The sequence below is a fragment of the Bacillus sp. S14(2024) genome, assembly GCF_050473785.1.
In the GTDB taxonomy this organism is placed as follows: Bacteria; Bacillota; Bacilli; order Bacillales; family Bacillaceae_G; genus Bacillus_A; species Bacillus_A yunxiaonensis.
Genome location: NZ_JBFLUP010000006.1, coordinates 1,570,608 through 1,584,837, shown reverse-complemented (window position 1 = coordinate 1,584,837; position 14,230 = coordinate 1,570,608). Strand labels below are relative to the sequence as shown.

The window sequence follows — 14,230 nt, the reverse complement described above, 5'->3', positions numbered from 1 at the left end:
CCTTCTTTTCTACGTTCATTTTACAATACGAGCATCTTTTAATGGCCAATATAACATATTAGCTTTCCCAATCACTTGGTCCATTGAAACTGTTCCAATTGTACGACTATCTTTACTAAAACGGCGATTGTCTCCTAATACAAATAATTGCCCTTTTGGAACTGTTGTCTTCCCTGTAATTTCTTCAAGCTTAAAATCATATGTTAGAGGACCTTCAGAAAGCTGCTTTTTTTCCTCATCTAAATACGGCTCTTTATACGGCTTTCCGTTAATATAGAGTGTGTCATTTCGATATTCTACCTGATCACCCGGCAAACCAATAACACGTTTAATGTAATCTTTATCTTCCGTTGCTTGAAACACAATAATATCAAAGCGTTTCGGTTCTCCAATGTGGTACCCAATTTTGTTGACAATCATTCGATCACGATCATGAAGAGTTGGTGACATAGATACACCATCTACAAGAATCGGGGCAAAGAAAAACTGTCTAATAACCCAAGCTAAAACAACAGCGATCAAAATGGCTTTTATCCATTCCCAAAGCGTACTTTTTTGTTTCGTCATGCGGTTCCCCTCCACAATTATGTAAGCTGTTTGTATACGAGCAATATACAGCCAGATTGGAAAAAGGGAGCTTGCAAATACAAGCTCCCATACATGTCTTATCGAATTTCTTTAATACGTGCTTTTTTACCGCGAAGGTTGCGTAAGTAGTATAACTTAGCACGACGTACTTTACCACGGCGAAGTACTTCGATTTTCGCGATTCTTGGCGTGTGAACTGGGAATGTACGTTCAACACCTACACCGTAAGAAATCTTACGAACTGTGAATGTTTCGCTAATTCCGCCACCACGACGTTTAATTACAACACCTTCAAAAATCTGAATTCTCTCACGAGTACCCTCTACTACTTTTACGTGTACACGTAAAGTGTCACCAGGACGGAATGAAGGTAAATCAGTTTTTAATTGATTTTTTGTAATTTCTGCGATTAATTGTTGCATATTCAATTCTCTCCTTCCAAACAGATGCTCATGCAAAGTCATTTCATAAATTGCAGCGGAACACCGTTGTTAACGGCTACTCTCTATAAGTAGCACAAGTGTTATAATAGCATATTGCTCGTTCTGTTGCAATAGCATTTTTTTACTTCTCTTCTTTAAATTCTGCTAACCATTTTTCTTCTTGTTTTGATAAACTACGTTCCTCTAATAAGTCAGGACGGCGCATATACGTGCGGCGAAGTGATTCTTTATGACGCCATTCTTCAATATATTTATGATTACCAGATATAAGTACATCCGGTACTTTCATTCCACGAAAATCCGCTGGTCTTGTATAATGCGGGTGCTCGAGTAAGCCTGTACTAAATGAATCTTCTATTTGCGATTGCTGATTTCCTAGGACATCAGGCAATAGACGGACAACACTATCTGTAATAACCATAGATGCCAGCTCTCCGCCTGTTAATACATAATCTCCTATTGAAATTTCATCTGTTACAAGATGCTCGCGAACACGCTCATCATACCCTTCATAATGACCACAAATAAAAATTACATGTTCTTCTTGCGCTAACTCTTCAGCTTTCTTTTGCGTAAAACGCTCTCCTTGCGGACACATTAACACAACACGTGGTTTACGCTCTGTTTCCTTCGTAAGCTGTTCTACCGCATCAAAAATCGGCTGTGGTGTCAACACCATTCCAGCTCCCCCGCCATACGGATAATCATCGACACTATTATGTTTATTAGTTGAATAATCACGAAAGTTTACAACTCTTAGCTGTACAGCTTCTTTTTCTTGTGCTTTTCTCAATATAGAAGAACCAAAAACACCCGTAAACATTTCTGGAAACAATGTTAAAATATCGATTTTCATTACAGTAATCCTTCCATTACTTGAATGGTTACAAGCTTTTCATCAATGTTTACTTGTAAGACAACTTCCTCGATATATGGGATTAAAACATCTTGGCCTTTTGGTTGTTTGATGACCCAAACGTCGTTTGCGCCAGGAGAAAGAATTTCTTTAATCGTACCAATTGTTTCTCCGTCTTCCGTTACAACGGTACAACCAATAATTTCGTGATAATAATATTCTCCTTCAGGCAATTCTCCAAGCTGCTCCTCTGGGACTTTTAATAAAGAGCCTTTCAATTGCTCTACTTCATTTATATTGTTATAACCTTCAAATGTCAGTAAATCAAAAGATTTATGCTGACGATGAGAAGTTACCTTTACAGCTAGTGGCTCAGCCACTTTCTCTTGCCATATGTATAATATGTTTCCTACTTTATAGCGCTCTTCCGGAAAATCTGTCCGAGAGATTACACGTACCTCTCCTTTAACACCTTGAGTATTTACAATTTTCCCTACATTAAACCATTTTGTCATAAACAGCACGTCACCCCTGTTTGTTATATGTCGTTAGCATCTCCATTCTCTTTGCTGAAGATGCGATTTATCTTAAAATGTTAAAAAAGGGTGAGGAACAGATCCTCGCCCTTTTTATGCTTATTGAATTTCCAGCGTTACTTTCTCATTTTGATGATGTCCCGCTGCATATAAGATCGTTCGAATTGCTTTTGCAACTCGCCCTTGTTTCCCAATGACTTTACCCACATCCTCAGGATGTACGATTAATCGATACTTCATCTCTCCGTTGTACAGTTCCTGTGTAACCTTTACATCTTCAGGATGATCCACAAGGGGTTTAACAATTGTTTCGATTAACCCTGTCATAGCCATTGTTCGAATTACTTACCTTGTTTAGATAAGTGGAATTTCTCCATGATACCTTGTTTAGAGAACAGGTTACGAACTGTATCAGATGGTTTCGCACCGTTTCCTAACCATTTTAATGCTGCTTCTTCGTTGATTTTAACTTCAGCTGGTTGAGCAACTGGATTGTAAGTTCCGATTTCCTCGATGAAACGTCCGTCACGAGGAGAACGAGAATCTGCAACAACTACACGATAGAAAGGAGATTTTTTAGCTCCCATACGTTTTAAACGAATTTTAACTGCCATTTATAAAGCACCTCCGAATATATTTCACACAGATAATAATATTAGCAAAAAGAGTGACCCTTTGTAAAGTATTTTTTCTTAACAGAGCCATCTTTTTTTCCTTACATAAATGGAAACTTCAAGCCGCCTAGTCCTTTTTTCTTACCTTTTTGCATACCAGACATCGTTTTCATCATCTTTTTCATATCTTCAAATTGTTTCAAAAGACGATTGATCTCTTGTACAGTTGTACCGCTACCTTTAGCGATACGTTTCTTACGACTGGCGTTAATCATTTCCGGTTGTTCACGCTCTAATTTCGTCATTGAGCGAATAATCGCTTCAATGTGTCCAATTTGCTTTTCGTCAACTTGAACATTTTTTAATCCCTTAATTTTCCCGGCACCAGGAAGCATATTAAGAAGTTCATCAAGCGGTCCCAATTGACGCACTTGTCCTAATTGCTCTAGAAAATCATCCAACGTAAAGGAAAGTGTACGCATTTTTTGCTCAAGTTCTCTTGCTTTTTCTTCATCAACTGTCGCCTGCGCCTTTTCAATTAACGTTAGAACATCACCCATACCTAAAATACGAGATGCCATACGTTCTGGGTGGAATACCTCTAATGCATCTAATTTCTCACCCATACCAGCAAATTTAATCGGTGTGTTTGTAACAGCTTTAATAGATAGTGCTGCACCTCCGCGCGTATCACCATCTAATTTTGTTAATACGACACCTGTTAAACCAAGCTGTTCATGGAAGCTTTGAGCCACATTTACCGCATCTTGTCCTGTCATTGCATCAACAACAAGGAAAATTTCATCCGGATTGGCTACTTCTTTAACTTGTGCTAATTCAGCCATGAGCTCCTCATCAATATGCAGACGACCTGCTGTATCAATCAGAACATAATCATGGTGATCTTCTTTAGCTTTCGCAATCGCTTGCTTTGCAATTTCAACAGGACTTACCTTATCTCCTAAAGAGAAAACTGGCATATCCAATTGCTTACCAAGTGTTTCAAGCTGTTTAATTGCTGCTGGGCGATAAATATCAGCCGCGACCAACATCGGTTTACGATTATGCTTTTTACGAAGCAAATTCGCAAGCTTACCTGTTGTCGTCGTTTTACCTGCACCCTGCAAACCAACCATCATAATAACAGTTGGCGGACGGTTAGAGACAGCAATTTTACTTTGCTCTCCACCCATTAATTCTGTAAGTTCTTCCTGTACTACTTTAATAACTTGCTGTCCAGGTGTTAAACTTTTCATTACATCTTGTCCGACAGCACGTTCAGACACACGCTTAACAAAATCTTTTACTACTTTAAAGTTAACGTCTGCCTCTAAAAGAGCAAGACGAACTTCTCTCATCATTTCTTTTACGTCGGCTTCAGTTACTTTCCCTTTGCCGCGAATTTTTTGCATTGTCTGTTGAAGTCGGTCGGCTAATCCTTCAAATGCCATATTGCCGCCCTCCTAATCTAAATTTTCGATAGCTTCAACAACTTGTTTCACTTGTTCATCTACATGCTCTTCTTCGCTGATTAGCTGCTTTAACTTTTCAACAAGTTGCTGCCTTTCTTGAAACTTTTGAAGTAACAATAACTTTTCTTCATATTCTTCAAGCATCGCTTCTGTCCGTTTAATGTTATCATACACTGCTTGGCGGCTCACTTCAAATTCTTCTGCAATTTCACCAAGCGAGAGATCATCAAGATAGTAAAGTGACATATAACTTCTTTGTTTTGGCGTTAACAACGAATGATAAAAATCAAATAAATAATTCATTCTCGTCGTTTTTTCGAGCATGTTGAATCACCCTTTGTTAAGTGAATTACCTTTACATGAATTAGTTTACATGGAGTAGAAAAGAGTGTCAAGTTTTTTTCTTAACATCTTATTTTAATTTAAAAAGAAGAAGCGGCAAGCACCGCCTCTTCTTTTTTTACCACATACCTACCAAAAACATTTCCTACTTAGATATACGTAAGAGCATGGAGGAATTCAGCAAACTATTAGTAACATATAAAGTCTCTCACTAATGAAAACCTTACTTTATTCTACTTCTGTTTCTACAAAGTCTGCAAATAGTCCATATACATATTGTTCTGGGTTAAATTCTTGCAAGTCATCCATTTTTTCTCCAAGGCCGACAAACTTCACCGGTACATCCATCTCATTACGAATTGCTAATACGATTCCACCTTTAGCAGTTCCATCTAATTTCGTCAGTACAATTCCTGTTACATTTGTCGCCTCGCGGAATGTTTTTGCTTGACTTAAACCATTTTGTCCAGTTGTCGCATCAATAACAAGTAACACTTCATGAGGAGCACCTGGAATTTCACGCTCAATTACTCGTTTTACTTTCTCTAACTCTTTCATTAAATTGACTTTGTTTTGCAAACGACCTGCTGTATCGCATAATAAAACATCAACTTTTCGCGATTTTGCGGCCTGAATTGCATCGTACATAACAGCTGCCGGATCAGAACCTGATCCTTGTTTAATTACATCTACACCAACACGTTCGCCCCATACTTCTAGCTGTTCAATCGCTCCGGCACGGAATGTATCACCCGCCGCCAATAATACAGACTTGCCGTCTGCTTTAAATTTATGAGCCATCTTTCCAATTGTTGTTGTTTTCCCAACACCATTTACCCCAACAAATAAAATAACCGTCAATGTGTTATCTTGTACATTTAATTCATTATTAAAATTACCATCGCCTTTGTAAATCTCAACTAATTTTTCAGAGATAACAGCTTGTACTTCTCTTGGGTCCTGGATATTACGACGTTTCACTTCATCTCTTAATTGGTCAATTAATTCCATTACTGTGGACACACCCACATCCGCACCAATTAAGATTTCTTCTAACTCTTCGAAGAAATCTTCATCAACCTTGCGATAACGATATACTAAGTCATTTACCTTTTCAGCAAAAGAGTTTCTCGTTTTCTCTAAACCGTGTTTAAACTTTTCTGTTACTGTATCTGTTTGCTTTGAAATTTTTTCTTTTAATTTTTTAAAAAAGCTCATTCTTTCCCATCCTCTCTATTCACTTGTCACAACTTCTGCTCCGTCATCTAAACGAACAGATACAAGCTTGGAAACACCAGATTCCTGCATCGTTACACCATATAGTACATCTGATTCTTCCATCGTTCCTTTTCGATGTGTAATGACTATAAATTGTGTTTCATCACTAAACTTTCTCAAGTACTGCGCAAAACGAGCAACGTTCGCTTCATCCAGCGCTGCTTCGACCTCATCAAGTACACAAAACGGTACAGGACGAACCTTTAAAATACTAAACAGTAATGCAATAGCTGTTAATGCTCGTTCTCCTCCAGAAAGAAGACCTAAATTTTGCAACTTCTTTCCTGGTGGCTGTGCAACAATATCAATTCCTGTATTTAATAAATCCTGCGGGTTCGTCATAACTAAATCCGCTCGCCCTCCGCCAAATAATTCACTAAACACAAGCTGGAATTCTGTACGAATTGCTTGGAACGTATACGAAAAGCGTTTTTTCATTTCCTCATCCATCTCATCAATTACTTGATGCAGTGTTGTTTTCGCCTCTTCCAAATCATCACGCTGCTCTAGCAAGAACGTATGACGCTCAGATACGCGCTCGTATTCATCAATCGAACCTAAGTTTACTGTTCCAAGTTCTTCAATGGATAATTTAATTAATTTCACTTTTTTACGAGCTTCATCACCAGACATTGTCATCGTATACTTTTGTTTCGCAGCTTCGAAAGAAATGGTATATGTTTCTTGTAAGTGCTGCAAGCGATTTTCTAACTCCACGTCTAAACGATTGATTTTTACTTCTTCATCTTTTAATACATCGAGCAAATATTTATGTTGACGTTTCGCTTCTTTTACTTCTAAATCTAAATATTCTAGTCGCCCTTGTAAATCAAGACGCTGCTCACGGCGTGAACTAATTAGTTCGACTGTTTGATTTCGATCGTGGGTTTTCTTTTGAATCATACTTGTAATTTGCTCTTCGCCACTGGAATTCGATGTCATTTCTTGTTTCAAGAATGCTAAATCTTCTTTTGTCTTTATAAGATTCTTTTTTGTCTCATCTTGTTCTTTCATGAAGCGGTCTACTGTCTCTTTTTGATTTGATAATTGTTGTTGCTTTTCAGCTGCTTGTACTTTTAACTCCGTAATTTCTGTCTGCACTTTTTCTTTCGAAGAATGTTGCTCACTCTTTTGCTTCGTTAATTCTTTAATTGTTGTATCAAGTTGCATAATTTTTTCTTGCAGCTCAGTAAGCGTTTCTTCTAGCTCTGTTTTCCGCCCTTGTATCTTCACTTGATCTTGCAAAAATCCTTCTAGCTCTAAATCATAAATAGATAAGCGCTCATTAATACGATGCTCTTCTAGTTCTAGCTGATTAATCTCTTCCTTGCATTTTTGTTCATCTACACGCTTTTCATCGACACTTTGTCGAATTTCTTTCATCTGCACTTCTTTTTCTTGTATTTCTTGTTTTAGCGCTTTGACGTAGCTTTCTAATTTTGCCGTCTTTTCTTCCATATCTGCCAACTTTTCATTCCACTCTTCTAATTCACGTTGACGTCCTAATAGAGAGGAATTCGTTTGCTTCACGGCACCACCCGTCATTGACCCCCCCGGATTTACAAGGTCACCTTCTAATGTAACAATGCGATAACGATATTGTAGCTGCTTTGCTAATTCATTCGCTCCTTTTAAATCATGAGCAACAATTACCGTACCTAATAAATTTGTAATAACATTTTCATATTTATTATTGTACTGCACAAGCTCTGATGCTACTCCTATAAATGATGCGTGCTGATTTACAATACGAAGTTGCTCTGCATTAAGTGCTCTCCCTTTAATTACACTTTGCGGTAAAAAGGTCGCACGTCCATGGCGATTTTGCTTTAAAAATGCAATTGCTCGGCGCGCATGTTCTTCTGTTTGTACAACAATATGCTGCATTGCTGCTCCAAGCGCAATTTCCATTGCCACTTCGTATTTTTTCGGCACAGTCAGAAGTTCTGCAACTGCACCTTCAATACCATGCAACTGGCTATCACGTGCCTTTAATACTTCACGAACTCCTTGATAAAATCCCGAATAATCCACTTGCATTTCTTCAAGCATTTCTTTACGAGAACGAGCTTGTTGAACATATTGATATGCTTGGTACAACTTGCTCTCATTTTCGCTATATTGTTCTTTACATTTCCCAAGTGCAATGTCCGTTTGCTGCATACTTGACAGCAGATTTGTAATTTGCTCTTTTATATGTTCATATTTTTCAACGAACGTTGATTTTTTCTGCGCAATTTCTATGCGCATCTGCACATATTTTTCATTTTCTTCGTCAAGACGCTGATTTTTGAAATCTCTTTGTTTAAATTGTTCCTCTAACATAGAAAGTTCATTTCGGTAACTTGCCTGTTGATTTAAAAGTTCAATATAATCACCTTTTAAATACTCGATTTGCTCATCTAAATTTTGTACATATGTAGACAACAATCTTTCACTATCATGCAGTTTCTGTTCTAACTCTTTCACATGATTTGTTAATTTCATTAATTCGTCAGTTCCTTGCACAACACTTCCTTCATATGCAGAAACCTTGTCTGTTAATTCATGAATGAGTGCTTCTAACTGTGCACAATGCGTTGTCGCATTGTGCTTTCTTTCTTTCAGCAGCTCACGTTGCCCTTCTAATTTTTCAAGTTCTTTACTAGAAAGAAGAAGAACCTCTTGCAAAGATTGAACAGATTCATCAATGGCTTGTACGTTTCCACGCACTTCTTCTAAATCCGCTTCATTTTTTTGAAGATGTGCTGATAATTTCACTTCTTCATCTTTGTTATGTTTAAATTGCTCGCGAAGCGCTTCCCATTTTTCATGTAACTCTTCAATTTCATATACAATTAATGCCGCTTCAACTTTTTCTAATTCTTCTTTTTTCTCAAGATAATCTTTTGCAATAGAAGCTTGTCTTTCAAGAGGTTCAACTTGAGCACTCAATTCATGAATAATATCTTCTACACGATTTAAATTATCTTGTGTCTCCGCTAATTTCCCTTCCGCTTTCTTTTTACGAATTTTATATTTCAGTACACCAGCTGCTTCTTCAAAAACACTACGGCGGTCTTCTGATTTACTACTTAAAATCTCTTCTACTTTCCCCTGGCTGATAATAGAAAATGCTTCACGTCCCATACCAGAGTCCATAAATAAATCTACAATATCTTTTAAACGACAAGATTGTTTGTTAATCAGAAAATCACTATCGCCTGAACGATATACTCGTCTTGTTACACTTACTTCGTTATATTCAATCGGCAAACGCTGATCCTCATTATTTAATGTTAATGTTACCTCAGCAACATTCAACGCTTTACGTGTATCACTGCCTGAAAAAATAATATCTTCCATTTTCGCACCGCGCAGCGACTTTACAGATTGCTCACCAAGTACCCAACGAATGGCATCTGTAATGTTACTTTTTCCACTTCCATTTGGACCTACTACAGATGTTACACCTGGTACAAAGTCAATCGATACACGTTCTGCAAAAGATTTAAATCCTGCTATCTCTAACCGTTTTAAAAACACGAAAGACCTTCCCCCTTTATGCACAAGGAATCCCCCTAAGTATAAGGGGGATTCCTATGAATGCTCTTTTAATTTTTCTAACGCTTCTTGGGCGGCATGTTGTTCTGCCTCTTTCTTAGACTTTCCACTTCCAAGTCCTAATGCTTCGCCGTTTAATGTAACACGCGATACAAACTCTCGATTATGGGCTGGTCCTTTTTCTTGCAAAATTTGATACTCTATATTACCGCTACCATCACGCTGAATTAATTCTTGTAGTTGACTCTTAAAATCCATCACATGAGAAAAAGCACCTTCATTAATTTTCGGATAAACAACTGCTTTTAAAAATCCCCATACCTTGTCTAAACCTTGGTCCAAGTAAAGTGCCCCAATAAACGCTTCAAAGACATCCGCTAATAACGCTGGACGTTCGCGACCTCCTGTCATTTCTTCCCCTTTTCCTAAAAGGACAAGATTACCAAATGATAGCTCATTCGCAAAACGAACAAGAGAAGGTTCACATACGATAGCCGCGCGAAGTTTTGTTAATTCTCCCTCGCTCATTGTCGGATATTTTTGAAACAAATATTGCGAAACCGTCAGTTCTAATACCGCATCACCAAGAAATTCAAGACGCTCATTATCTTCATGTGGCTTTTTCCGATGCTCATTCACATACGATGAATGCGTAAATGCCTGAATCAACAATTTTTCATTTGTAAATGTAATACCTATTTTCGCTTGAAACTTTTTAAAAGCCTCGCGATATTTCGCTTCATACTTCTTATCTCTATACTTTCTGTACGGCATAGGTCCCTCCAGATATATATGCTGAGAAAGCCCCGTATATAAACGGGACTTCATCAAGCATTATAGATGACTCTCTATGTAAGTCACAGCATCGCCAACAGTAGCAATTTTTTCTGCTTCCTCATCAGAAATTTCCATTTCAAACTCATCTTCTAGTTGCATTACAAGTTCTACTACATCTAGAGAATCAGCACCTAAATCTTCTTTAAAGTTTGCAGCTGTTGTTACCTCTGTTTCGTCTACTCCTAGACGATCAACGATAATTTTCGTTACACGCTCTAAAACGTCTGCCATATTCATTCACCTCCTTTAAAGAGTATTGACAATCAATCACTTTTTAATTTTATTTATAGATTAGATCACTATTTTTCCGATCTTCTCAAGCCATTATATTTAATATTGTACAGAAAAGCTAGATGAAATCAACCTATTTCTGTAGTTTTTCCTTTTACATCACCATACCGCCGTCAACATGAAGTGTTTGTCCAGTGATATAACGACTCGCATCTGATGCTAAAAATGCTACAGCATTTGAAATATCTTCTGCTTCTCCAAATTTTGCAATCGGGATTAATTTTAGCATTTCATTCTTCACATCTTCTGCTAATACATCTGTCATATCTGTTACAATAAATCCAGGAGCAATTGCATTTACTGTAATATTACGACTTGCTAGCTCTTTTGCTGAAGTTTTTGTTAACCCAATTACACCTGCTTTTGCTGCAACGTAGTTTGCTTGACCCGGGTTTCCAGTAACCCCAACAACAGAGGCGATATTAATAATACGACCATGGCGTTGACGCATCATATAGCGAGATACAGCTTTTGTACATAAAAAGACACCTTTTAAGTTTGTATCAATAACAGCATCCCATTCTTCTTCTTTCATACGCATTAGTAAATTGTCTTTCGTAATACCAGCGTTATTTACAAGAATATCAATTTGACCAAATGTATCAACTGTTTGTTTTACCATATCAGTCACTTCTTCGCTACTAGCAACATTTGCTTTTACTGCAATTGCTTCTGATCCTAATTTTTTAATCTCATCCACAACTTCATTTGCTTTTAATTCGTTTCCTGCATAGTTTACAACTACTTTCGCACCTTGTTTTGCTAAATCTAATGCAATTGCACGACCGATTCCGCGAGATGCTCCCGTTACTAATGCGACTTTATCTTTTAATAACATTAGCCTTCTCCTCTCAGTTTTGAAATGGTATCCTTCATCGTCTCTTCATCATATATCGCATATACTTTCGCAGATGGAGCGATTGATTTCATAAGACCAGCTAAAACCTTTCCAGGCCCAATTTCAATAAATGTATCCACACCAAGTTCTACCATCCGTTCAATGGATGGGTACCATAATACAGGGGAATAGAGTTGTTCAATTAATTTTTCTTGAATATCCTCTTTACGAGTAATACAATCTGCTGTTACATTTGCAACAACGGGAACCTTCACATCTTGAATTGAAATTTCATTTAACACACCGCGAAACTTCTCAGCCGCTGGTTTCATAAGCGATGAATGAAACGGACCGCTAACGCGTAATGGAATTGCGCGTTTTGCACCATTTTCTTTCGCTCTTTCTGAAGCCAATTCCACACCTTGCTTCGTTCCAGAAATGACAATTTGCTTCGTGCTGTTCATATTCGCAACTTGTACAGCATATCCTTCCTGTGTCACCTCTTCGGTCACCTGCTTTAACATATCTGGATCCGCTCCCAGAATAGCTGCCATTGCACCTTCGCCATTTGGCACAGCTTCTTCCATGTACTCACCGCGTTTTCTTACAGCGTATACCCCATCTTCAAATGACATAGCACCCGCTGCTACCAGTGCACTATACTCACCTAAACTATGTCCTGCAACATAGTCAGGTTTAATCTCATACTGCTCCAATGCCTTTAAAATTGCAATACTTGTCGTTAATAATGCTGGCTGTGCATTTGTTGTTAACGTCAACGTTTCTTGAGGCCCCTCAAAAATAAGTGATGAAAGAGAATCTTTTAAAATTTCATCAGCCTGATGAAATACTTTCGCAACCTCTTCATGACTTTCTGCTAATTGTTTTCCCATTCCAACTGCCTGTGAACCTTGTCCTGGAAAAAGAAATGCCAGTTTTCCCATTTCAAACCCTCCTCATTATTGAAGCGGCTCCTCCTCTATTACACTCGTAATAGTAGGAATAACTTCCTTCGCTACCATTTCTCTAGTTTGACGAATCGCACTAAAAATCGATTGGTCATTGGAGGAACCGTGCGCTTTGATGACAGGAGCTTTCAATCCAAATAAAGCCGCTCCTCCATACTCTGAATAATCCATTTTATCTTTTAACACCATAAGCTTTGGTTTTAATACCGCCGCCGCTAGTTTACTTGTAAACGAACTCATCAATTGCTCTTTTAGCATCGAGAATAATGCAAGTGCAGTACCCTCTAACGTTTTAAGGGCAACATTTCCGGTAAATCCATCACAAACAACCACATCAGCTACGCCGTTTAATAAGTCTCGTGATTCTACATTTCCAACAAAGTTAATCGGTGCATCTTTTAACATTGCAAAAACTTGTTTAGAAAGCTCGTTTCCTTTTCCATCCTCAGTTCCAACATTTAAAAGACCTACGCGAGGATTAGCAATTCCTCTCACTTTCTCTGCATACACAGATCCCATTACAGCATATTGGTATAAATGGATCGCTTTTGCATCAACGTTTGCTCCAACATCTAACATAACAAAGCCTTTACCGTCTACTGTTGGCATAGTAGGAGAAAGAGCAGGGCGTTCAATCCCTTCTATACGTCCAATTACAAATAATCCAGCTGCCATAAGAGCCCCCGTATTCCCTGCGGAAATACAAGCATCAGCTGCACCTTCTTTTACTTGTTGCGCAGCAAGTACCATGGAAGCTTGTTTTTTGCGACGTACTGCTCGTACCGGCTCATCTGTCCCTTCGATTACTTCATCTGTATGCAGTACAGTAATACGCTCTTCACTTGTTAAATACTTACGAATTTCGTCTTCTTTTCCTACTAATGTAATATGTAAATCTGAATATTGTTTAATTGCCTTCATTGCTCCGAGTACGACAGATTTTGGCGCATGATCGCCGCCCATTGCATCTATTACGATTCTCATAAGTTGTTACCTTCCTCACTATAATTACTAGATCGATACATTTCAAAAGTGCCTTTAAAAACAAGTTCATCTCCGACAAAACTTTGCACTTTTACAACCGTCCGTCCTTTATCATTCTCCACATCTTCAACACGCGCTTTTGCAACAACACGCTCTCCTAATTTTACAGGACGAATATATCGAATGGTGGACTTTGCAGTTAAAGCTAGTTCTTCATCAATAACAGCAACAGCTAATGAGTTCGCTTGTGCAAATAAATGATGCCCACGAGCAATTTGATTACGTTTAAAGACATGTTCTACCTTCACTTCAAAAATTGAAATCGCATGTCTATCTAATTCTATATCAATAATTTCTCCTACCACTTCATCAAGCGGTAAGGATTTTACATCTTCTTCATGTTGTTTCGTTGCTACATGTTTAATTCGTTCTCGCAATTCCGGAATCGAAAGTTCCATACGATCGAGACGAATCGTTTGAATACTCACTTGAAATTGTTCAGCTAATTCTTCATCCGTAATAAACGGATTTGCTTCTATTGTATGTTGTAACAACTCTTGTCTTTCTTTTTTCCTTCTTTTTTTCATTCCGCACCATCCATTTTTATGACTAGGTACTAACAGTAGTATATAAGCATTAA

General features: G+C 38.0%; 16 protein-coding genes. All 16 read right to left on the bottom strand.

From position 1 onward, the window contains the following. Positions 1–15: 15 nt before the first annotated feature. The 16 genes from lepB to fapR all read right to left on the bottom strand — a co-directional run bounded on the left by lepB (position 16) and on the right by fapR (position 14,177). A complete protein-coding gene (lepB, locus tag AB1279_RS08515; protein WP_429754193.1) occupies positions 16–567 on the bottom strand; it encodes a signal peptidase I in 552 nt (183 codons plus the stop codon). A gap of 98 nt (positions 568–665) precedes the next feature. Further along, a complete protein-coding gene (gene rplS, locus AB1279_RS08510) occupies positions 666–1,010 on the bottom strand; it encodes a 50S ribosomal protein L19 (protein WP_035428999.1) in 345 nt (114 codons plus the stop codon). Between the two features lie 142 nt (positions 1,011–1,152). Beyond that, the gene (trmD, locus tag AB1279_RS08505; protein ID WP_429758409.1) at positions 1,153–1,887 is read right to left on the bottom strand and encodes a tRNA (guanosine(37)-N1)-methyltransferase TrmD; all 735 of its coding nucleotides are present in this window, start codon (positions 1,885–1,887) and stop codon (positions 1,153–1,155) included. Then, positions 1,887–2,402 (bottom strand): ribosome maturation factor RimM, encoded by a 516-nt coding sequence (rimM, locus tag AB1279_RS08500; RefSeq protein ID WP_336483129.1) that lies wholly within the window; start codon positions 2,400–2,402, stop codon positions 1,887–1,889. The genes trmD and rimM overlap by 1 nt, the downstream gene beginning before the upstream one ends. Positions 2,403–2,522: 120 nt before the next feature. Continuing rightward, the gene (locus AB1279_RS08495) at positions 2,523–2,750 is read right to left on the bottom strand and encodes a KH domain-containing protein (RefSeq protein ID WP_336483130.1); all 228 of its coding nucleotides are present in this window, start codon (positions 2,748–2,750) and stop codon (positions 2,523–2,525) included. A 14-nt stretch (positions 2,751–2,764) separates the two neighbouring features. Further along, positions 2,765–3,037, bottom strand: a complete 273-nt coding sequence (gene rpsP, locus AB1279_RS08490) for a 30S ribosomal protein S16 (protein WP_090912726.1) — start codon at positions 3,035–3,037, stop codon at positions 2,765–2,767. A 101-nt stretch (positions 3,038–3,138) separates the two neighbouring features. Further along, on the bottom strand, positions 3,139–4,488 hold the full coding sequence (gene ffh / locus AB1279_RS08485) for a signal recognition particle protein (RefSeq protein WP_429754190.1): 1,350 nt from the start codon (positions 4,486–4,488) through the stop codon (positions 3,139–3,141). A gap of 12 nt (positions 4,489–4,500) precedes the next feature. Further along, positions 4,501–4,833 (bottom strand): putative DNA-binding protein, encoded by a 333-nt coding sequence (locus AB1279_RS08480; RefSeq protein ID WP_154711789.1) that lies wholly within the window; start codon positions 4,831–4,833, stop codon positions 4,501–4,503. A gap of 246 nt (positions 4,834–5,079) precedes the next feature. Continuing rightward, positions 5,080–6,069 (bottom strand): signal recognition particle-docking protein FtsY, encoded by a 990-nt coding sequence (gene ftsY / locus AB1279_RS08475; RefSeq protein ID WP_429754189.1) that lies wholly within the window; start codon positions 6,067–6,069, stop codon positions 5,080–5,082. 15 nt (positions 6,070–6,084) lie between these two features. Continuing rightward, complete coding sequence (smc, locus tag AB1279_RS08470) at positions 6,085–9,654, bottom strand: chromosome segregation protein SMC (protein ID WP_429758408.1); 3,570 nt, start codon at positions 9,652–9,654, stop codon at positions 6,085–6,087. Positions 9,655–9,708: 54 nt separating this feature from the next. Next, complete coding sequence (gene rnc, locus AB1279_RS08465; protein ID WP_429754187.1) at positions 9,709–10,446, bottom strand: ribonuclease III; 738 nt, start codon at positions 10,444–10,446, stop codon at positions 9,709–9,711. A gap of 60 nt (positions 10,447–10,506) precedes the next feature. After that, entirely contained in the window at positions 10,507–10,740 is a 234-nt protein-coding gene (gene acpP, locus AB1279_RS08460) for an acyl carrier protein (protein WP_098309669.1), read from the bottom strand. Positions 10,741–10,894: 154 nt separating this feature from the next. Then, positions 10,895–11,638 carry a 3-oxoacyl-[acyl-carrier-protein] reductase gene (fabG, locus tag AB1279_RS08455; protein ID WP_429754186.1) on the bottom strand — a complete coding sequence of 248 codons (744 nt, stop codon included), beginning with the start codon at positions 11,636–11,638 and terminating at the stop codon, positions 10,895–10,897. Beyond that, positions 11,638–12,582, bottom strand: coding sequence for an ACP S-malonyltransferase (fabD, locus tag AB1279_RS08450; RefSeq protein WP_336483136.1), 945 nt, complete (start codon positions 12,580–12,582; stop codon positions 11,638–11,640). Before fabD ends, fabG begins: the two co-directional genes overlap by 1 nt. A 15-nt stretch (positions 12,583–12,597) precedes the next feature. Further along, on the bottom strand, positions 12,598–13,590 hold the full coding sequence (gene plsX, locus AB1279_RS08445) for a phosphate acyltransferase PlsX (RefSeq protein ID WP_429758407.1): 993 nt from the start codon (positions 13,588–13,590) through the stop codon (positions 12,598–12,600). Then, positions 13,587–14,177 carry a transcription factor FapR gene (gene fapR / locus AB1279_RS08440; protein WP_336483138.1) on the bottom strand — a complete coding sequence of 197 codons (591 nt, stop codon included), beginning with the start codon at positions 14,175–14,177 and terminating at the stop codon, positions 13,587–13,589. Before fapR ends, plsX begins: the two co-directional genes overlap by 4 nt. Positions 14,178–14,230 lie beyond the last annotated feature (53 nt).